The 20,261-nt window shown below is 54.0% G+C and carries 16 protein-coding genes; 11 read left to right on the top strand and 5 right to left on the bottom strand.

Annotated features, from left to right (window positions below):
* The first annotated feature begins 2 nt into the window (after positions 1-2).
* The 7 genes from fmt to rpsI all read left to right on the top strand — a co-directional run bounded on the left by fmt (position 3) and on the right by rpsI (position 7,227).
* The gene (gene fmt, locus CEK71_RS13760; protein ID WP_088619925.1) at positions 3-929 is read left to right on the top strand and encodes a methionyl-tRNA formyltransferase; all 927 of its coding nucleotides are present in this window, start codon (positions 3-5) and stop codon (positions 927-929) included.
* A complete protein-coding gene (rsmB, locus tag CEK71_RS13765) occupies positions 926-2,212 on the top strand; it encodes a 16S rRNA (cytosine(967)-C(5))-methyltransferase RsmB (protein WP_088619926.1) in 1,287 nt (428 codons plus the stop codon). The genes fmt and rsmB overlap by 4 nt, the downstream gene beginning before the upstream one ends.
* On the top strand, positions 2,190-2,762 hold the full coding sequence (locus CEK71_RS13770; RefSeq protein WP_088621621.1) for a DUF4390 domain-containing protein: 573 nt from the start codon (positions 2,190-2,192) through the stop codon (positions 2,760-2,762). The genes rsmB and CEK71_RS13770 overlap by 23 nt, the downstream gene beginning before the upstream one ends.
* Entirely contained in the window at positions 2,744-4,897 is a 2,154-nt protein-coding gene (locus CEK71_RS13775; protein WP_088619927.1) for a sensor histidine kinase, read from the top strand. The genes CEK71_RS13770 and CEK71_RS13775 overlap by 19 nt, the downstream gene beginning before the upstream one ends.
* A gap of 13 nt (positions 4,898-4,910) precedes the next feature.
* The gene (locus CEK71_RS13780; RefSeq protein ID WP_088619928.1) at positions 4,911-6,275 is read left to right on the top strand and encodes a sigma-54-dependent transcriptional regulator; all 1,365 of its coding nucleotides are present in this window, start codon (positions 4,911-4,913) and stop codon (positions 6,273-6,275) included.
* 119 nt (positions 6,276-6,394) lie between these two features.
* Positions 6,395-6,823 (top strand): 50S ribosomal protein L13, encoded by a 429-nt coding sequence (gene rplM, locus CEK71_RS13785; protein ID WP_088619929.1) that lies wholly within the window; start codon positions 6,395-6,397, stop codon positions 6,821-6,823.
* 11 nt (positions 6,824-6,834) lie between these two features.
* Complete coding sequence (gene rpsI / locus CEK71_RS13790) at positions 6,835-7,227, top strand: 30S ribosomal protein S9 (protein WP_088619930.1); 393 nt, start codon at positions 6,835-6,837, stop codon at positions 7,225-7,227.
* A 162-nt stretch (positions 7,228-7,389) separates the two neighbouring features.
* Here the strand turns inward: rpsI and CEK71_RS13795 are convergent, their stop codons facing one another.
* The 4 genes from CEK71_RS13795 to CEK71_RS13810 all read right to left on the bottom strand — a co-directional run bounded on the left by CEK71_RS13795 (position 7,390) and on the right by CEK71_RS13810 (position 10,460).
* Positions 7,390-8,232 carry a 23S rRNA (adenine(2030)-N(6))-methyltransferase RlmJ gene (locus CEK71_RS13795; protein WP_088619931.1) on the bottom strand — a complete coding sequence of 281 codons (843 nt, stop codon included), beginning with the start codon at positions 8,230-8,232 and terminating at the stop codon, positions 7,390-7,392.
* Positions 8,233-8,273: 41 nt separating this feature from the next.
* Positions 8,274-9,023: a YdcF family protein gene (locus CEK71_RS13800; protein WP_198328242.1), complete on the bottom strand. Its 750-nt coding sequence runs from the start codon at positions 9,021-9,023 to the stop codon at positions 8,274-8,276.
* 13 nt (positions 9,024-9,036) lie between these two features.
* A complete protein-coding gene (locus CEK71_RS13805) occupies positions 9,037-9,831 on the bottom strand; it encodes an RMD1 family protein (RefSeq protein ID WP_088619932.1) in 795 nt (264 codons plus the stop codon).
* Between the two features lie 218 nt (positions 9,832-10,049).
* Positions 10,050-10,460, bottom strand: a complete 411-nt coding sequence (locus CEK71_RS13810) for a hypothetical protein (RefSeq protein WP_088619933.1) — start codon at positions 10,458-10,460, stop codon at positions 10,050-10,052.
* A gap of 290 nt (positions 10,461-10,750) precedes the next feature.
* Here CEK71_RS13810 and CEK71_RS13815 point away from each other — a divergent pair, with 290 nt between their 5' ends.
* The 4 genes from CEK71_RS13815 (at position 10,751) to CEK71_RS13830 (ending at position 18,267) form a co-directional block, all read left to right on the top strand.
* A complete protein-coding gene (locus CEK71_RS13815) occupies positions 10,751-12,604 on the top strand; it encodes an alkaline phosphatase family protein (protein WP_088619934.1) in 1,854 nt (617 codons plus the stop codon).
* 157 nt (positions 12,605-12,761) lie between these two features.
* Complete coding sequence (locus tag CEK71_RS13820) at positions 12,762-13,256, top strand: transcriptional repressor (protein ID WP_088619935.1); 495 nt, start codon at positions 12,762-12,764, stop codon at positions 13,254-13,256.
* A gap of 110 nt (positions 13,257-13,366) precedes the next feature.
* Positions 13,367-17,434: a hypothetical protein gene (locus CEK71_RS13825; RefSeq protein WP_088619936.1), complete on the top strand. Its 4,068-nt coding sequence runs from the start codon at positions 13,367-13,369 to the stop codon at positions 17,432-17,434.
* Between the two features lie 98 nt (positions 17,435-17,532).
* Positions 17,533-18,267, top strand: a complete 735-nt coding sequence (locus CEK71_RS13830; RefSeq protein WP_088619937.1) for a M48 family metallopeptidase — start codon at positions 17,533-17,535, stop codon at positions 18,265-18,267.
* Between the two features lie 21 nt (positions 18,268-18,288).
* Here CEK71_RS13830 and CEK71_RS13835 read toward each other — a convergent pair whose 3' ends face one another.
* Positions 18,289-20,178, bottom strand: a complete 1,890-nt coding sequence (locus CEK71_RS13835) for a potassium transporter Kup (protein WP_088619938.1) — start codon at positions 20,176-20,178, stop codon at positions 18,289-18,291.
* Between the last annotated feature and the right edge of the window lie 83 nt (positions 20,179-20,261).

Genomic DNA, 20,261 nt, shown 5'->3' on the forward strand with positions numbered 1-20,261 from the left:
GCATGAAAATTATTTTTGCCGGAACCCCCGACTTTGCCGTGCCCAGCCTGCAAATGCTGCTCACTTCGGGGCATGAAGTCTGCGCCGTCTACACACAGCCGGACCGCCCGGCAGGCCGTGGCCGCCACCTCCAACCCAGCCCCGTCAAACAAGTAGCGGTGACCGCCGACATTCCGGTGTTGCAACCCTTAAACTTTAAAGCAGACGCCGACCTGCAACAGCTACGCCGTTTTAACGCCGATCTGATGGTCGTGGTCGCCTACGGCATCATTTTGCCGCAGACCGTGCTGGATGCGCCGAAATGGGGTTGCCTGAATGTCCACGGCTCCTTATTGCCGCGCTGGCGCGGCGCGGCCCCTATCCAACGCGCCGTCATGGCGGGCGACGGGGAAACCGGAGTGACCATCATTAAGCTTGTCCTTAAACTGGACGCAGGCGACATGCTGCATAAAGAAGTCTGCACCATTAGCGAGGCCGACACCTCCAGCGACCTCCACGACCGTTTAGCGGCCTTGGGTGCGGTGGGGCTGGGCAAAGTCTTGGCACAACTCGAACAAGGCACGGTACTCGCCGAGCCGCAAGACGAAGCCTTGGTCACTTATGCCGAAAAACTCGACAAAAGCGAAGCGCTCATTGATTGGACGCAGGCCGCTACCGCCATCGCCTGTAAAGTGCGCGGCCTGAACGCTTGGCCCGTGGCGCAAACCCTATACCGTGGCGAAATGCTGCGCATCTGGCGTGCCGAAGCCCTTGAGGACAATACCGGCACCGCCCTTCCGGGCGCGGTCGTCTGCGCCCACAAACAATTGGACATCATGACCGGAAACGGTAAATTACGTTTGTTAGAAGTGCAGTTGCCGGGTGGCAAACGCATGGCTGTTGAGGCCTTTCTCAACGCGCATGATCTTAACGGGGTAATACTGGGTTGAGTACCAATACACGCGCCATCGCCGCACGGGTGCTTGCCAATGTCATGGACAACGGACAGTCATTAACGGTAAGCCTTGATAATACCTTAGCCAGCGTCGCGTCGCACCAAGACCGCGCCTTTATCCAAATGCTCTGCTACGGGGTCTGTAGGCATTACCACCAACTCGATGCCCTCTTAGACGAACTGGCGACCAAACCCCTAAAAGACGTGGAAATTAAAGCCCTGGCCCTCATCGGCCTATACCAGCTTAAATTTATGCGCGTCAAGCCCCATGCCGCCGTTTCCGAGACCGTCTATGCCATCCGCAAGAAAACATGGGCCAAGGGCTTAATTAACGCCTTGCTGAGGACATACCTGCGCGAGACCGAACGCCTGGAAGCGCTCACCGCCGATAAGGCGCACAGCCACCCCGACTGGCTGCTTAAGCGCATCCGCCAAGATTGGCCGGAGCAAGCCGAACAGATACTCTTGGCGAACAACCAGCAAGCCCCAATGGCACTGCGCATCAACCGCCTTAAGACCGACAGCGACACCTACCAACAGCACTTGGCAGAACGCGGCCTCGCTGCCGACACCGTCAGCTTTTGCCCTTCCGCCCTGGTACTGGACAAAGCCGTGGCGGTTGACGAATTGCCCGACTTTGCCAGCGGCGCCGTGTCGGTGCAAGACACCGCCGCACAATTGGCGGCAGGCTTATTAGACCTCCAGCCTGGGCAACGGGCATTGGATGTCTGCGCCGCCCCTGGCGGTAAAACCGCGCATATCCTCGAACAGCAGCCGCAACTGCAAGCCCTGACCGCCGTCGACATTGATGCCGCCCGTTTACAACGGGTCGCCGCCAACCTGCACCGCCTCGGCTTATCGGCAACCTTGGTAAGCGGCGATGCCGCCCATCCGCAGAGCTGGTGGAACGGGCAACCGTTTGACCGTATCCTATTGGACGCGCCCTGCTCGGCAACAGGCGTCATCCGCCGCCACCCTGACATTAAGCTATTGCGCCGCGCCGAAGACATTAGCGCCTTGCAAACCCTGCAACAGCGCATCCTTAACGCCATCTGGCCGTTACTGGCTCAGGGCGGGCTGTTGCTTTATGCCACCTGCTCGGTGCTCAAGCAAGAAAACGAACAGCAAATCCAAGCCTTCCTCGCCAGCCATGCGGATGCCGAAGAACTGCCCTGCCCTGAAGACGGCTGGGGCATAGCGGCCAGTGTCGGGCGGCAAATCTTAACTGGTGAGTCAGGCATGGACGGCTTTTATTATGCCCGCTTGCGTAAGATTTAGGGGCTGGCTGGCATGGCTAGCCCTGCTGTGCTTGGTATCGCCGCCGCTTTGGGCAGACTGTTGCTCCGCCAGCGTCAAAAACGCCGAGCTGATCCGTCATGGCCAAAGCTACCTGCTCAACGCCGAAGTTAACTACCAACTCAGCGCCAAGGCCTTGGAAGCCCTGCAAAACGGCGTACCGTTATTTTGGGAAATCGAGCTGCAAATCCGACAACCCCGCGCTTTCCTCTGGGCAAAAACGGTGGCGCAAGCGCAGATCCGCTACCGCCTGCAATACCACGCCTTACTCAACCTCTACCGTGTCGATAACGAAAGCGCCGGCGTGGTGGCGAATGTCTCCTCATTAGCCGCCGCTTTTGACTTAATGGCCAATGTGACCAACTTCCACCTTACCGACAATGCCGACTTTGCCCCAACACCGGACACCGTCGCGGCCATTAAAATCGTGTTTGACCGCAATGCCCTGCCCCTGCCTTTACGGCCAGTGGCTTACCTCAATCAGCAATGGTACTTATCCAGTGATTGGACCTTATGGCCGCTAAAAAACTGAAACTACCGCTCAACCTGTCGGCCTTCGTCATGTCCGGGCTGATTTTGCTGTCTTTACAACTGATGAGTTCGGCCACCCAAGAATCTTCGCAACTGGGCGAAATGTATTCTTGGCTACTGCTGATGAACGCCATCGGCTCAGCGGCCTTGCTGTCGCTGGTCGGGGCGAATATCTACACCCTGACCAAGCAACTGAAAAAACGCGAGGCCGGCTCTAGGCTGACCACGCGCATGGTGTCCTTGTTTGTGCTGCTGGCCCTAGCCCCGGCCGCCATCGTGTTTTATTTCTCCATGCAGTTCCTCCATCAAGGCATAGACAGTTGGTTTAACGTCGAAATCGACCGTGCGATGGAAGACTCGCTGGAACTCAGCCAAGCCTCCTTGGACCAACGGATGCGCTGGCATTTGAAACAAACCCAACAACTGGTGCCGTCGCTGGAATTTTCGCCCAACCACCAATTGACCACCGAAATAGACCATTTACGCGAACTGTCGGGGGCGGCGGAAATGACCCTGTTCTCGCAACCCGGCACCATCCTCGCCTCCAGCAGCAACAGCCCCAGCGACATTCTGCCCAGCTTGCCCGATAAATACATCTGGATACAATTGCGCCAACAGCATTCCGATTTTGTCGCCGTTACCCCTATCCGCGACGACGAACTGATGATCCGCGTCATCGTCAAAATCCAAGCCGCGCAACCGCTGTACCTGCAAGCACTGTATCCCGTACCCGTACGCATTGCCGATTTGGCCGACTCGGTGGAGTTTGCCTTTGTCCGCTACCAGGAAATGAGTTTCTTACGGCACTCCCTAAAACTCAGTTTTTCGCTGGCCTTATCGCTGGTGCTGTTAATGAGCTTGCTGGCGGCGATTTGGGTCGCCTTCATCAGCATCCGCCATATTACCGCCCCCGTCAAAGCCTTGGTAAAAGGCACCAAAGCGGTCGCCTTGGGCAATTATGACCAACAGCTGCCCGTTATGGCACAAGACGACTTGGGCTTTTTGGTCGAATCTTTTAACGACATGACCCAACGCATCGCCCGTGCCAGCTACGAAACCCGCATGGCGGGCTTTGAAGTGGAAAACCAACGCGCCTACCTGGAAACCATCCTCGCCAACCTGACCGCCGGCGTCATCAGCTTTGATGCCGACTTTAAAATCCGCACCGCCAACCAAGCCGCGTACCGTATTTTCCGTATCCAAGTCAACTACTGCATAGGCTACACCTTGCTGGAACTGGCCGACACCAGCGCCGAACTGGCCGAACCGCTCAAATCCATCCAACGCCTATTGGGACAGGCCGACGACATTTGGGAGCAACGCCTCGCCTTTTTAGGCGCTAATGGCCGCCAAGAATTGCTCTGCCGGGGTACGCCGCTGTTTAGCCAAGACGGCTTACGCGTCGGCGCGGTCGTGGTGTTCGATGATGTCACCGACCTGATCCAAGCGCAAAAAAATGCCGCTTGGGGCGAAGTGGCGCGGCGTTTGGCGCACGAAATCAAAAATCCGCTCACCCCTATCCAATTGTCGGCGGAACGCCTCCAGCATAAGCTGGCGGACAAATTGTCCGAAAGCGACGCCACTATTTTAAAACGATCCACCACTACCATTGTCCAACAGGTCGAGGCCATGAAAGAAATGGTCGATGATTTTTCCGAATACGCCAAACCCTCCAAAAAACAGACCGTCGCCATTGACCTGCCGCGCCTAGTACAAGAAGTGTTGGCCTTGTATGTCCTTAAATCTGGCGTAAAATTCAAAGCCAACTATGAAGCGGCGGAAGGCTTGTTTATCGAAGGCGACCCCATCAGTATCCGGCAAGTGCTGCACAACCTGATCAAAAATGCCCTAGAGGCCATAGAGACACAAGGCCTGATTGAAATTAACCTGCACCGCGTACAAAAAAACAGTGCCGATTTTATCGAAATCGCCCTGTATGATGACGGCCCAGGCATAAAAGAAGAACAAATCGAGAAGATTTTTGAGCCTTACGTCACCACCAAAGCCAAAGGTACCGGCTTAGGGTTGGCAATCGTCAAAAAAATTATCGAAGAACACGGTGGCGCGATCTGGATAGATACGCGCCGAAAAGTGGGCGCAGGATTTATCATCCAACTGCCAGCCTGTAACGCATAAAAAGAAGGTCATGATGGACATACAGACACCCCGTTTATTAGTCGTCGACGACGAACCGGAGATCCGCCGCCTCGTTAGCGAAATCCTTGAAGATGAAGGCTACGAAGTTACTATGGCGGAAGATGCCGGCACCGCCCGGCAACTTAAGGCCGCCACCAACCCTGACCTGATCCTGCTGGACATTTGGATGCCCGACACCGACGGCATTACCCTGCTCAAAGAATGGGTGGCAGAAGACACCCTCACCTGCCCCGTGGTGATGATGTCCGGGCACGGTTCGGTGGAGTCCGCCGTCGAAGCGACCCGCTTGGGTGCTTATGACTACCTGGAAAAGCCCCTGTCCATGGCAAAACTGCTGCTGATCGTCGAACGCGCCTTAGAAGCAGGCTATTTGCAACACGAAAACGCCGGGCTTAGACAGGGCGCGGCCATAGACATAGAACCCGTCGGCAGAAGCGCCGCCGTCGCCCGCACCAAAGACCAACTGAAACGCTTGGCGCAACATGATGCCCGCGTCCTGTTCGTCGGCGAAGCGGGGACAGGCAAAGAGCTGTACGCCCGTTTTCTGCACAATAACAGCGCCCACCGCGACGGCCCGTTTATTGATGTCGCGGTAGGCAGCATCTCGCCGGAAAACTCTGCTGTCGAATTTTTTGGCAAAGAGTGCGGCGGCAAAGTTTATCCGGGCTTATTGGAACGCGCCCACAAAGGCACCTTGTTCTTGGGCGAAATTGCCGGCATGGACAAAGAAACCCAATTGCGCCTGCTCAGTGCCCTAGAGTCCAGTTCTTTCCTGCGGGTCGGCGGCAGCGAAGCCGTACGCGTCGATGTCCGGGTCGTCGCCTCCACCCGCATCAGCCTGGATGAAGAGGTTAAATCTGGCCGCTTCCGGCAAGACCTCTACTATCTGCTGAACGAAGTCACCATCGAAATCCCGCCGCTGCGCACCCACAGTGAAGACGTACCCGCCCTGCTGGGCTTTTACGTCGATTATTTCGTCAACCAAGACAAGCTCGCGTTCCGGCGTTTTTCGATGGCCGCGCAAAACTTCTTGCGTAATTACGGCTGGCGCGGTAATGTGCGCGAACTAAAGAACTTGGTGCAACGGCTAATGATATTAGGCGTTGGTGAAGATATTGAATTGGAAGAGGTCAAATCTGCCCTAGGCACGGTCATGGGTGACATCGGCGGCACCGCCTCGTCAGTGCCGGACTTTTTCAACCTGCCGCTGAAAGAAGCCCGCGACCATTTTGAAAAAGCCTATCTGGAATACCACTTCGAGCGCACTGGCGGCAGCGTCGCCAAACTCTCTGCCGCCGTCGGCATGGAGCGCACCCATCTCTACCGCAAACTTCATTCCTTAAACATCAAACTCTAGGAACCACGGCTGATTAAACGTAGCTGGACTTATTTTTACAAATAAACGTTGTAAATACCCGTAATGTCCAGTAAAATTGTCAGTCTTTTATTGAGGCTTTACAGAAAGACTAAGTAACGATGAAAACATTCAGTGCAAAACCAGCAGAAGTAAAACGCGATTGGTACGTAGTCGATGCAGAAGGAAAGACGCTAGGTCGCCTTGCTTCTGAGATTGCACGTCGTCTTCGCGGCAAACATAAACCAGAATTCACACCCCATGTCGATACCGGCGATTATATCATCGTCGTCAATGTCGAAAAGATAGGTGTCACCGGAACTAAAGAAAAAGATAAGCTGTATCAGCATCATACAGGCTATATCGGCAATCTTAAGACCGTCAGCTTAGGTAAGTTAAGAAAAACATTCCCAGACCGCATTCTTACGACTGCCGTTAAAGGCATGTTACCTAAAAATCCACTAGGCCGCGCAATGTTCAAAAAGCTTAAAGTTTACGCAGGCCCAGAACATGAACATCAGGCACAACAGCCTAAAGTTTTAGAATTATAAGCGAGTAAACCATGGCAGCAGCTCAGTATTACGGAACAGGTCGTCGTAAAAGTGCCGTAGCGCGCGTTTACGCAACAAAAGGTACCGGAAAAATCACCGTCAACGCTAAAGCGATTGAAGAATACTTTGGCCGTAAAACCGACCAGATGGTATCCCGTCAACCTTTAGAGTGCGTTGATATGGTCGGCAATTTTGACATCAACGTCCTTGTTAAAGGCGGTGGTCCATCAGGCCAGGCAGGTGCTATCCGTCAAGGCTTGACACGCGCCTTAATGGAATACGACGAAACCTTACGCCCAGCCTTACGCAAAGCAGGTTATGTAACCCGCGACTCGCGTGTTGTTGAACGTAAAAAAGTCGGCTTGCACAAAGCGAGAAAACGTCCACAGTACTCAAAACGTTAATCTTAACCCCGGTTACGGTAACGTTGAAAAAGCCCGCATTATTGATAATGCGGGCTTTTTTTATGGGCAGGGTTTTACCGATGCGTAAAACCATAAGTTGGGCTGCCCGTGGTTTGAACCGCCCAACATAAGAACCTAGCAACACTCTGTTAGCTTTTTGCACTACGCCCCAGCCAAAACCTCCACCCGATACCCGCCTGCCCCATCATCCCCCAGCATCTGCGCCAACCAAGGCACAGCCTCGGCCATATTCGCGGCCAATGTCCACGGCGGATTAATGACAATCATACCGCAAGCCGTCATACCCGGCGTTTCCGAATCCGGTTTTACCGCCAGTTCAAACAAGTGCATATCGGCAATGCCCGTGCGTTGTAATGCCCGCTCTAAAAGCTGGTTGCGGCGGCGGCTGACGACCGGATACCACAGCGCGTAAGTGCCTGTGGCAAAACGCTTGTGCATTTTCACTAAAGTATCCACCACTTGCTCGTAGTCGGTTTTTAGCTCATAAGACGGGTCGATCAACACCAAACCGCGCCGTTCGTGCGGCGGCAACAGACCGTAGGCGAGTTTTAAGCCATCGTCCGGGTAGACGGTGATGCGGCGGTCTTTGCTGGTCGTCTTCTGCAAAATACGCTGTTCGGTGGGGTGCAACTCGTACAGGCACAGGCGGTCTTGGGGACGCAACAGGGTTTTGGCGAACCACGGCGAGCCAGGATAGTGGGTCAGTGCGGGGCTGGTGTTGTATTGCTTGACCAACTGCACATAATCAGTGATACAGGCGGGATAATTACTGCCCTGCCATAAGCGGCCTATGCCGTCGTCGAATTCGCGGTTTTGCTGGGCATAATCGCTGGTTAAGGTATAGTCACCCGGCCCCGCGTGGGTATCGATATAGCAAAAAGCTTTGTCTTTTTGTCCCAAATAACGTAGGCAGTGGACTAAAACAGTATGTTTGAGGACATCGGCAAAATTGCCGGCATGGAAGGCGTGGCGGTAGCTAAGCATGATTAGGGATAAGCAAAAGGGCTAAGTGGAAAAAAGGGCGGTCAACTGAGCCGATACCATAACAGCCCCAACAGTTCATGCAGCACCAGACACGAGTGTTCAAAGGCTTTGGCTGAGGGGACGTAGCTGAGTACCGACGCTTGCACAGTATGACCGATAAAGGCCGTCGGGGCGGCTAAGACTTGGAAACCCGCTTCGGTAAACGCACGGACAGCACGGGGCGTATGGTAGGCTTGGGTAACTAAGAGGATTTTGTCTATGCCCTGAGCTTGCAACAACGCCCGGCTATACAAGGCGTTTTCGGCGGTGTTATGGCTGGTGGTTTCTTGCCAAGCTACAGGCACATTGAATTCGTTTTGCAAAACTGCCGCCATGCTGTGCGCTTCCGAAGCGGATTCGCTAAAGACCTTGCCCCCTGCCACCAAAATCGGTAACTGGGTCGCCCGCGCCAGTTTCGCGGCATAGCGCAGGCGTAACAAGGTCGGGGCATTCACCGTTTCCGGCTGCTGGTATTCCGCCCCCCAATGGCTACCGCCCCCCAGCACGACAATGGCCTGCGGCTGAAAAGCCTTCAGTGCATCGGTGCTTAACACCGGATAGCTTTCCACAGCATCAGCAAGCAGCTTACTGACCATGGGTAAACTTAACAGCGTCAGCAACACCAAGCTAAGCACCGTCAACGGCATACCGAGACGGTAATGGCGCAAGCACAGCCCAGCCGCCGCCATTAACAACAAGCTGGCAGGCGGCAACAGCAGCCGTTTCAGTAAATAAACCAGGGTTATGTCCACGCTTGGCAAGCTATTAAAAAAGCTTCCCTAGCAAGGTCATAACAATCTCAAACGCAATCAAGCCGATCACAATCAATTCCAATATCGACGAATGGCGGTGTTTTTGTTCATCGGCAAGCATCTCAAACAGTTCATGGATGGTTTCCAGTTTTTTCGACAAGACTCTCGTGCGCGGGGCAATTTCCAGATATTTGGCGGTGATGCTGTAATATTCCTCGTATTCAGGGTATTCCCAAAAGAAATCCGGGGTGTCCAGCAAATCATAATTGAGGATGATGTCACTTTTGGTCAAAAACAACTGGCCACGGATTTTGGCGATTTTATGGCGGCTGAGTTTGATGCTGCCGTTTTCCGCCAAGGATTTGGGGATGTAGTTGGTGTTGTTAATGGTGGTGATGGCATTGGTCTCGAACGAAGCCAGCTTAATGGATTGCGCCATGCCTTGCGAGAGCGAAAACAGCAGGATAGGGTCGGAAGACTCGACTTCGATATGGTCTTCGATAATGCGGGTGCTAGGGCATTCCAATTCAAAGGTAAAATTATCCTCTTCCACCGCCTGCAAGGGGTTTTCGGCATTGTTTAACAGCAGATGGTGCAGCTTGCTTTGTTGCTCATTGCTGACATTCCAATGCACCACCGCACCATAAGAAAACACCACCGACCACGAGTGGTTGTCTTCAATTAGCAAAGCCCCTTTAATGATGCGGATCAGGGTGGTTTCCGAAATCACTTTCGCCAACGCGCTAATATCAAAAGATTGGGCGAGACAAAAAGCGGCACATTGCTTAAATGCGGGTTGTTCGGACATAAGACGCTCGTAGGTAAAGTCAGGATGCGCTATTTTACGGCGTGTGCGCTAATTGCGGCGGATTTTTTGCCGATTTGCGGATTGTTTCCGGTTTTTGAGGAAAAGTAGGCGTTCGCCCGTTTAAAGCCGCCGCCCCACCCTAAGTTCGGCCAAGGCTGAAGACTATTGCAGTCCGCTGTAAGCCTGCACGGTATCCGTACCCGCGCAGGCCTTGCACCTTATTCGGAGATTTTCACCAGCCACCCGGCAGTATTTTCGCAATGCGGCGATTTAGCGTTAACTTTAACATTGATACGCGCGACGGTGTTACGCAAGCTGGCAGGCAACTTGGCTTTGACCAGATAGAACGGGTCTTTAAATTCCGCCTGCGCCTCCACTTCAATGCCTTTAATAGTGACTTCAATCTGGTCAGGGTGATTGATGTTAATCACCACAAAAGAAATTTCGCTTTCCGGTGCCGCCGTGGCCATGTTCTCAGGAAAAAATTTCGCCAGCTTAGGCTTCATACAAGCCCCGCCGCCGCCACCGCCACCCATAGCACCGCCGCCATGACCACTGTGATGTTCGGTGGCCTGGGCAGTGCCCATCGCCAATAAAGCCATAAAGGCGACTGTCATCATTTTGTACATAACTTATCCTCTCTCTAGTGTCCGTAGCCCGCTGAATCTACGTTAATTATTTTAAATAGCGGCTTATAAATCATCTGTCCGCACCCGAACGATGCGCGGTTGCCAAGTGCTTAATATAGCGATACCAGCAAAAAACACCAGCTTTATGGCCGCGATGCCCAAGTGCTGATGCGCCTAGAGCAGCCGCTGTCATTAGCGGGTAACAAATGCCTGTCATCCTTATTGGGATTACCAATAGACGTGTAATCCAACTATCCGTCTTTCAACCTAACTGATAAGGGCTTATTTTAATGAACGGTAAGAACGCATTTTTTTATTCGGCGTTGGCGCTAGGGGTAGCTGCCGCGATCAACAGCGGGGCCGCGTTAGCCGCCGCACCTGTGACACCTATCCAACACGTTATTGTCGTGGTCGGCGAGAATGTCACGTTTGATGCTTTGTTTGGCGCTTATAAGCCAGCCAAAGGCCAAACCATAAAAAACTTATTGTCACGCGGCATTATTAACGCTGACGGCACCCCCGGCCCAAACTTTGCCAAGGCGATGCAGCTCCAAGCCAGCAACCCTAGCGACCACTATACCGCCAGACCTGTGCAAGGGGCGCCTTATGCGACCTTACCGCAACCCTACCAAACCGGCATCCTGGATCCGGCAACCTTACAAAACGTCGCGCCCATTGCCGATGCCCGTTTTCCCGCCGACTTGCCTAACGGCCCGTTCCAAATCACCAAATACGTCCCTTACGGTTCTGCCGGGTCGGCAACAGGCGACCCAGTGCATCGCTTTTTCCAAATGTGGCAACAAACTGGCGGCACTAACCGCAGCCACAGCCTGTTCACTTGGGTAGCCAACACCGTCGGCCTAGGTGGCGACAACGGCGCAGGCGGCCCCACTGCCGCTGACTCCCAACAAGGCGGCGAGCTGATGGGCTTTTTTAACATGTCGCAAGGCGACGCGCCGATCTTTAAGCAACTGGCGCAAAACTACGCCTTAAGCGATAACTACCACCAAGCGATTATGGGCGGCACAGGAGCGAACTTTTTCTCCATCGCGACTGCCGACGTAGCGGTTTACAACACCAACGGCGTGTTAACCGCACCACCTGCCAACCAAATCGAAAACCCCAACCCACAAGCGGGTACGGACAATTTCTATACCCAAGACGGCTATGCAGGCGGCTCTTACGTTAATTGCTCCGATGCCAACCAACCTGGGGTCAAATCCATTTTGCGGATCTTAAACGCCCATAACCGCGCCAGCAATTGCGCGAACGGCGCGTATTATCTGGTCAATAACTATGACGTACCGTATAACGTCGATGGCACCGCCAAAGCCTTGGGTGCGGATAAATTTGTGTATCCGCCGCAAACTGTGCCGACTATCGGCGAAGCCTTATCCGCCAAGGATGTCAGTTGGAAATGGTATACCGCAGGCCGTGATGCCAACGACTTGCTGAATGACGACCTGTACCCCACCATCCATGCTTACGTTAACTCTTTAGTGCCGACTTATATTCCTGAGCCGACCCGCACCCAAATTGTTGACAGCAAAACCCTGGATACCATGCGTGCAGTAGTTTATAACAGCATTGGCGACCCGCACAACGCTTCTGCCAATGTGGTTAATACCCCAGCCTTGCGGGCACATCTGCAAGGTATGGACAGCTTTTTAGCCGATATCGACCAAGAAACCTTACCCGCCGTGTCGTTCGTGGTGCCGAAAAACTTGGTCAGCGGCCATCCCGGCTATTCTGCGCCCGTGCGTTATGAATTGTTTATCAACGATTTAGTAGCGGCAGTCCAAGCCAAACCCGCCTTGTGGGCAAACACGGCGATTATCGTCACCACCGATGAAGGTGGCGGTTATTTCGACAGCGGCGTGATCCAAAACCTGGATTTCTTCGGCGACGGCCCGCGGATTCCTTTGTTAGTGGTATCGCCTTATGCGAAAAAAGGCTATGTCGACCATGTTTATCACGACCATGCGTCAATTTTGAAATTTATCGAATATAACTGGAGCCTAAGCCCTTTGTCCGCGCGTAGCCGTGACAACCTGCCTAACCCAGTCGCCGGTCCAAACCCTTACCTGCCTGCCAACCAACCCGCTGTTGGCGACTTGACCAGCTTATTTAACTTCCCTAAATAAGCCGCTTATCGGTACTGCCGTGGGCGGCAGGCCATTATGGCCTGCCGCCCACGCTTTCGCCTATCCCCTTCCCCGCAAAGCTTTTTCCCGCCTGTCATAGACGGCGTGTGCCATCAGTTATATTATAACATCTGTCCTTTAACTGCTTGCCGTACCCATGACCATACCTGCCGAACCGCCTCCCCATACTGATACGCTTGCCCATAACCACCAGCAATGTGTCGATGATGCCCTAAAAATTGCCGACCAATTATGCACCGAGCGGGGCGTACAATTGACGGCCATCCGCCAACAGGTCTTGGCTTTGATTTGGGAAAGCCATAAGGCGGTCAAAGCTTATGAGCTGCTAGACCGGATCAAACCCTTACAAGCCGCCGCCAAACCGGCGACCATCTACCGCGCCTTGGATTTTTTGCTCGCCCAAGGCCTTATCCATCGGGTCGAAAGCCTAAACGCCTTTGTCGGTTGCAGTTGTTCGGGGCATCAGCATGAACAGTTGTTATTAATCTGCAAACAATGTGAGCAAGTTGAAGAACGTATGGCAGCGGGGGTTATGCAGGTCTTGGCCGAAGAATTCCGGCAAGCGGGCTTTTCCGCCCATAGCAAAGCCATTGAAGTACACGGCCTCTGCCGCCGTTGTAGCCAGTTATAAACGTCTTGCCTGCCATTTGGGCAATCCCGCTAACGCCCACAATCCCCATCTTTTGTACAAGCCCGGCACTTCGTGGTATTGTTGGGCACTATTACTTTCGGGAGCAACCCATGCAACGGCTAGTCTGGTTAATCTGTCTCAGTCTCGGTTTATCTGCCGCTTTGGTTAGCGCCAAGCCGCTCAGCCACGAGCAAGTCCCTGATCCCCTCAAGCCCTGGATAGCGTGGGTCTCGGAGCCTAACCCCGAAGGTAACTGCCCGTTTTTATATACCGATCCCGAACAAAAACGCTGCCTGTGGCCGACCGCCATCCAGTTTGATTTATCCGCCCAAAAAGGCCAATTCACCAGCACTTGGCAGGTCTATAAAGACGTTTGGGTGGGTTTACCCGGCGATGCCGCACATTGGCCGCAAAACGTCATGGTCAATAAGCAAACCGCTTTGGTGATGGATAGGGAAGGCATCCCTAGCATCAAATTATTGGCAGGCGCACAGCCGCCGTCCACTTATCAGATTACTGGCGAGTTTTTCTGGGAGCGCATCCCCGACAACCTAAGCCTACCTGCCGATACGGGCTTAATTCAGCTCAGCATTAACGGCGAGGCCATTAACACCCCAACCCTACGCGAAGGCCAATTATGGCTAAAAGACAGCGAAAGCGGGCAGAAAAAGCCTGATAACGTCCAGAATAGCCTCGACATCCAAGTCTTCCGCCACTTTACCGACAGTGTGCCTATGCAAGCTATTACCCGTATCATCTTAGATGTGGCGGGCGAACAGCGCGAGTTAAAACTACCTAAGCCTCTGCTTGACGGCTTTATCCCACTGACCTTAGACAGTCCCCTGCCTGCACGGCTGGAAGCGGACGGGCAGTTATTGCTGCAACTACGCCCCGGACACTGGCAAATTGACCTGACCGCGCGTAGCGTCAGCGAACTGACTAACTTGCCCCTCCCCGCCATCGGCGCCGACTGGCCCGCCTCAGAAATTTGGCTATTCCAAGCTGACCCAGAGGTGCGGGTGGTCGAAATAGAGCAATTGCCCGCCATAGACACCCGCCAAAACAATGTACCGGAAGAATGGCAGCATTTGCCCGCCTATAGCATTAAAGCCGGACAAGCGATGGGGGTTAAAGTCATCCGGCGCGGCGACCCAGAACCCGATGCCAACCAATTGGTTATCAAACGGAAATTATGGCTGGATTTTGATGGCGGCGGCTATACCGCCCATGATACGATCATAGGCACGATGGCGCGGGACTGGCGCTTAAACACCTTAGCGTCCAACCAGCTTGGCAAAGCCACGCTAAACCATCAAGACCTATTAATTACCCGCCAAGCAGGCAGCGATAAACAAGGCGTGGAAGTGCGCCCAGGTGGGATTGATCTGCAAGCCGACAGCCGGATTATCGGCAATATTGGCGAGTTGGGCGCAGTCGGTTGGGAACAAGACTTTCAACAGGCCGAAGCCGAACTGAACCTGCCGCCCGGTTGGCGGCTATTAGCGGCTTTTGGTGTTGATAATGTGCCGGACTGCTGGCTATGGCGTTGGACGCTATTGGATTGGTTCTTGGTGCTGTGCGCGGCAGTGGCGGTCGGCAAACTGTGGCAACCTTATTGGGGGGCATTGGCCTTAGTGGCCTTGGTGCTGATTTGGCAAGAACCCCACGCGCCGCAATTCGTTTGGCTGCATATCTTGGCGGCAACGGCCTTGCTTAAGGCCTTGCCCGAAGATAAATTCTTAAACTTTCGGCGGGTGCTACAAGGCTACCGCCTGATAGGCTGGCTGGCTTTAGTGTTACAAGCCTTGCCATTTATGACCGAACAAGTCCATAACGGCTGGTACCCGCAATTGGAAGCCCATGGACAAACGGTTGAAATGCTAGCCTCCCCCAAATCGGCCGCCACCCCTTCTCCAGTACAAGAAAGCTTAAGTCGGTACGATACGATGTACAAAAAACCCATGATGGCGGATGCCGCACCCCCATCTGCCCTACCCCCTTTCGAACGTGTAGATTCCACCGCCAAAGTGCAAACCGGCCCCGGCCTGCCGCAATGGCAATGGCATACCGTGCATTTGTCATGGAACGGTGCGGTCACTAGCCAACAACAGCTCAGCTTATGGTATTTGTCGCCGCGCCAAACCGCCTTGCTGAATTTTTTACGCGTCTTATTCGTCGCGGTACTGGCCTTGCTGATGTTCGGGGTCGCCGATAAAATCCTCCCCAAACCACCCCGCTGGCGGACACTGTCGCCCGCTGGCGTAGGCTTGCTGCTATTGTTGCTATTAGGGAGCCATTCGCCTGACAGCTATGCCGACTACCCCAGTGACGCGCTGTTGCAGCAATTAAAAACCCGTTTGGAAGCGGTAGACAAACCCGATTGCTTGCCCAATTGTGCCGATATTCCGCAGATGCAGATGCGTCTGGACGAAGAACACCTGGAGATCACCTTACAAATCCACACCGCCGCTTCGGTGCTGTTGCCGCTGCCCGCCGACTATGGTCAATGGTTCCCGCATGAGGTTTTAGATAACGGCGCACCTGCCACTGCCCTGTACCGGGATAACAACAGCCTATGGATGCACTTAAACGCGGGCGGGCATCGGGTCGTGTTACGCGGCACACCGCCCTTGTTAAGCCAATTCACCTTGCCCTTGCCGTTAAAACCCAAACGGGTCGTGCTGGACAAATCGGGTTGGGAAGTGGTCGGCCTCCAAGACGACGGCGTAGCGGACAGCCAGTTACAATTTAGCCGTACCGCCCCGCAACGCACCGACGGGAAAACTCACCCCCTCGAAACCGGCCCCTTACCCGCATTTATCCGCGTCGAACGGACAGTGCAACTGGGCTTGGATTGGCGTGTTGAGACCCGCGTCGTCCGCGAGTCACCGCCCGGCAGTGCTGTACTGTTAAAAATCGGCCTGTTACCCGGAGAAGCGGTCAGCAGTGCCGGCATACACGTTAAAGACAATGCCGTCGAAGTCAATATGGCGGCGCAAGACAGCGAACTGACGTGGCAATCGACTTTAGCGCGTATCCCGACCCTGATGCTGACCGCACCCGCCACCGAGCAATGGACAGAAGTTTGGCGCGTCGATGCCAGCCCCATCTGGCATTTGGAAAGCCAGGGTATCGCCCCTATCCATAGCGCCTTCATTGACCAATGGCAACCGGAATGGCGGCCTTGGCCGGGCGAAACCGTCACCTTGCGCATTACCCGCCCCGAAGCCGTCAATGGCCAAACCTTAACCATCGACGACAGCCAATTAGATCTTACCCCTGGGCAACGGCAACAGACAGTGACGTTACGTTTGCGCCTAAAAAGCTCACAAGGCGGACAGCACACGCTAACCTTACCTGAAACGGCGGCTTTACAATCTGTAACCATCAACGGGCAAAGCCAACCCTTACGCTCACAAGGCCGTAAATTAACCCTACCGATCACCCCAGGCCAGCAAGAGGTCGAACTGCATTGGCAAGCCGAACAACCGCTAGGCATTATCACTAAAACACCATCGGTAGATTTAGGCCTGCCCAGCGTCAACAGCCGCTTGACCGTTAACTTAGGTGCCGAGCGGTGGGTATTATGGGTAGCCGGCCCCACCTTAGGGCCGGCGGTGTTATTTTGGGGCGTGTTGTTGGTTATCCTTATGGTGGCATTAGGCTTGGATAAAATCCGCCTAACGCCCTTGCGGCATTGGCAATGGTTTTTGTTATTGCTCGGCCTCAGCCAAGTGCCGATGGCAACCGCAGGCATCGTCATCGCCTGGCTGGTATTGCTGGGTTGGCGGCACGGGCAAACAACGCAAACACGATACTTTAACGCCGTGCAAGTGCTAGTGGTGCTCACCACGCTAGTGGCCTTAGCCGTCTTGTTCGGCGCGGTCGCGCAAGGCTTGTTAAACTCACCCGATATGCGTATCACCGGCAACGGCTCCACTGCCACTAACCTCAATTGGTACCAAGACCGCAGTGCCGCGCAAGTACCGCAAGCTTCTATCGTCTCCTTACCGCTTATCGCCTACCGCCTGCTGATGTTAGCCTGGTCGTTATGGCTGGCAATGTCCTTGGTAAACTGGCTAAAATGGGGCTGGGGCTGTTTTGCCAGTAATGGCTTATGGCGCAAAGCCCCTGCCGCCCCCGTTGCAGTAGAGCCGCCCAAAGACGGAGCGGCGTAAGAACGCGGACACCGTTTCCCAAGCTTCGGCTTTGGGAAACGGCGGCAATATTAACGTAATGGCAGCAGGCCAATAGCCACCGACAACCCTATACCACTATGGCAAACTTACCTTTTTCCTACAGCATCCGCCGTAGCCCACGGGTCAGCCGGATGCGCATTACCGTCACCCCTGACAAAATCGAAGTGGTCGCGCCGCCCAAAGTTGCCGAAGCCCTGCTGCACCAGTTCGTCAACGACAAACAACAGTGGATTCTACAAGCCCGGCAAAAAGTCGCAGGTAACAACCGCCCTGCCGCCTTTCCGTTACCCGCCACCTACGGCGAAGGCACACCTATCCCCTATCGGGGCGGCCAATACCCGCTCCGCCTTGTCCGTTACCCCAATAAGCGCGTCAAAATCAGCTTCAACGGCGAATTGACCGCGCAAATCCCCGCCCACTTACCGCCAGAAGCCCATAGCGCCGCCTTAAAACCCGCCTTAGTGGCATGGCTCAAACAACAAGCCCGCCAACACGTCGGCCAAGCACTAGAGCGCCATACCGCCACCCAACAGCTCATCCCGCAGTCAGTATTGATTAAAACCCAAAAAAGCCGCTGGGGCAGTTGCGGCATACACAACGACATCAACATCAACTGGCTGCTGATTATGGCCCCACCGGAGGTGCTGGAATATGTTGTCGTCCACGAACTGTGCCATATCCAAATCCGCAACCACTCGGCGCAGTTTTGGGCCTTAGTCGCCGAACACCTGCCCGGCTACCAAAGCCAACGACAATGGCTAAAACAGCAAGGCGGGGAGTTGTTGCGCTATGGATTTGGGTTGATGGGATAAGCGTTGTCAGCAAAAACTACCCTACACCTCAAACTGCACCCCTAACTCAACCACCCTCTCCGGTGGGATTTTAAAGAACTGAATAGGCGAAGAAGCGTTACGGAACATGAACAGGAATATTTTCTCCTGCCAAGGGTTCAGGTCGGCCTTATCCGAAGGGATGAGGGTTTCTTTACCGATAAAAAATGAGGCACTGGCCATGTCAATGTCCAAACCAAGCAGACGGCATAAACCGAGAATTTTCGGTACGTTAGGGGTTTCCATAAAACCATGCCGGGCGGTCACGCGATAAAAGCCCTGCGCCAATGCGTCAATGTCGACGCGTTCCTTGTCCAAGAGGGTCGGCACATCCTCGGTGGCGATGGTCAACAGCACAATCCGTTCATGCAGGACTTGGTTGTGGGCATAGTTAATTTGCAAAGCATGGGGCATACTCAGGTTACGCGCACTCATATACACCGCCGTACCGGGTACACGCGCCAGCGGCGGCTTGGCGCTGAGGCTGTCAATAAACTTGGTTAAGGACATGGCGGCTTTTTGCAAGTGATAAGTAACCACCTCACGGCCTTGCCGCCAAGTGGACATCAGCAAAAACAACACCCCGCCAATTAGCAAGGGAAACCAACCGCCTTGGGGGATTTTCAAGACATTGGCCCCCAGATAGGCACTGTCTATCACTAAAAATACTGCTACCAGCGGATAGACCCATTTAGGCTGCCATTGCCAACTATCTAGGGCGACAATCAGCGTCAGCAAGGTGGTGATCATCATGGTGCCCGTCACCGCCAAACCATAAGCGGCGGCGAGGTTGCCGGAAGAGCCAAAACCCAGCACCGTACAAATGACCAATAGCAACAGTGTCCGGTTCATGGTCGGCACATAAATTTGCCCGATGGCTTCGGTTGAGGTATGTACCCGCTGCATACGTGGGATATAGTCCATTTGCATGGCTTGGCTAGTAATGGAAAACGCCCCCGAAATGACCGCTTGCGAGGCGATGACGGTGGCGCAAGTCGCCAAACCGATCAAAGGATACATTGCCCAAGATGGGGCTAACAGGTAAAACGGGTTAAGGATGGCGGTCGGGTCACGCAAGATCAAAGCACCTTGGCCAAAATAATTGACCGCCAAGGCGGGTAAAATCAGCGAGAACCAGGCCAATTGAATCGGACGCTTGCCGAAATGCCCCATATCGGCATACAACGCTTCCGCGCCAGTTAAGGCCAACACCACCGCACCCAAGGCAATAAAGGCGTGCCAGCCGTGTTCAAGAAAAAAATGCAGCCCGTACAAGGGGTTTAAGGCTTCCAGCACCGCCGGGTTTTGGCTGATGCTCAGGCCACCCATGACGGCCAGCACGCCAAACCACACCAACATAATCGGCCCGAATAACAGGCCGACTTTTTCAGTGCCATAGCTTTGGAACATAAACAAACCGATCAGTACAATAATGGTAATAGGCAAAACATAGGCTTCTAAACCCGGAGCGGCAACCTGTAGGCCTTCCACCGCACTCAACACGGAAATCGCCGGCGTGATAATGCCGTCGCCATAAAACAACGCCGTACCGAACAACCCCAGGGCAATAATGACATTGCGCTGGCGTTGCTGGTTACGGTGGCGTAAAGCCAAGGCCATCAGCGCCATAATGCCGCCTTCGCCACGGTTGTTGGCGCGCATGACAAACAGCACATATTTAATTGAAATCACCATAATCAGCGACCAGAAAATCAGCGACAAGATGCCGAGGATATTCTCCGGTGTGGCCGCTACTGCATGGGGGCCGTTAAAAATTTCTTTCATGGTGTACAAGGGGCTAGTGCCGACATCACCGTACACCACCCCGATAGCCCCCAACATCAGGGCCATCAGCCCGTTAGAAGGTTGGTGTTCATGGGTTTGGCTGCTCATGTTGTCCTTTATGTAAAAATTATAGATAAGGCCATTGTCGCATTGATGCGGATAAATACGGTATTTATCAACTTATGGCTCTG

This window comes from Methylovulum psychrotolerans (assembly GCF_002209385.1).
Lineage (GTDB): Bacteria > Pseudomonadota > Gammaproteobacteria > Methylococcales > Methylomonadaceae > Methylovulum > Methylovulum psychrotolerans.